This window comes from Bacillus sp. ATD, from assembly GCF_050585765.1.
GTDB lineage: Bacteria > Bacillota > Bacilli > Bacillales > Bacillaceae > Bacillus > Bacillus stercoris.
Genome location: NZ_JBOBQH010000030.1, coordinates 1 through 544, shown reverse-complemented (window position 1 = coordinate 544; position 544 = coordinate 1). Strand labels below are relative to the sequence as shown.

The 544-nt window shown below is 55.1% G+C and carries 6 tRNA genes; all 6 read right to left on the bottom strand.

Going from position 1 to position 544, the window contains the following annotated elements:
• Window positions 1-15 precede the first annotated feature (15 nt).
• The 6 genes from ACQXR1_RS22160 to ACQXR1_RS22135 all read right to left on the bottom strand — a co-directional run bounded on the left by ACQXR1_RS22160 (window position 16) and on the right by ACQXR1_RS22135 (window position 538).
• Window positions 16-108, bottom strand: a tRNA-Ser gene (locus ACQXR1_RS22160).
• A gap of 6 nt (window positions 109-114) precedes the next feature.
• Window positions 115-191 (bottom strand) — tRNA-Ile (locus ACQXR1_RS22155).
• A 2-nt stretch (window positions 192-193) separates the two neighbouring features.
• Window positions 194-270: transfer RNA gene (locus ACQXR1_RS22150), tRNA-Met, on the bottom strand.
• A gap of 21 nt (window positions 271-291) precedes the next feature.
• Window positions 292-364, bottom strand: a tRNA-Ala gene (locus ACQXR1_RS22145).
• 5 nt (window positions 365-369) lie between these two features.
• A tRNA-Pro gene (locus ACQXR1_RS22140) sits at window positions 370-446 on the bottom strand.
• Window positions 447-461: 15 nt separating this feature from the next.
• Window positions 462-538 (bottom strand) — tRNA-Arg (locus tag ACQXR1_RS22135).
• Between the last annotated feature and the right edge of the window lie 6 nt (window positions 539-544).

Below are 544 nucleotides of genomic sequence, written 5' to 3'. Positions count from 1 at the left end.
GATTGGGAATATGTATGGCGGAGGAAGAGGGATTCGAACCCCCGCGGGCTTTGACACCCCTGTCGGTTTTCAAGACCGATCCCTTCAGCCAGACTTGGGTATTCCTCCGTATAGTGGTGGACCTTGTAGGACTCGAACCTACGACCGGACGGTTATGAGCCGTCTGCTCTAACCAACTGAGCTAAAGGTCCATTGGTAGCGGCGGAGGGGATCGAACCCCCGACCTCACGGGTATGAACCGTACGCTCTAGCCAGCTGAGCTACACCGCCAAATATTTTTTAGAAACCAAGTGGAGCCTAGCGGGATCGAACCGCTGACCTCCTGCGTGCAAAGCAGGCGCTCTCCCAGCTGAGCTAAGGCCCCAGGAATGGTCGGGAAGACAGGATTCGAACCTGCGACCCCATGGTCCCAAACCATGTGCTCTACCAAGCTGAGCTACTTCCCGATTTCATATAGATCATGGCGCGCCCGAGAGGAGTCGAACCCCTAACCTTTTGATCCGTAGTCAAACGCTCTATCCAATTGAGCTACGGGCGCAAAACT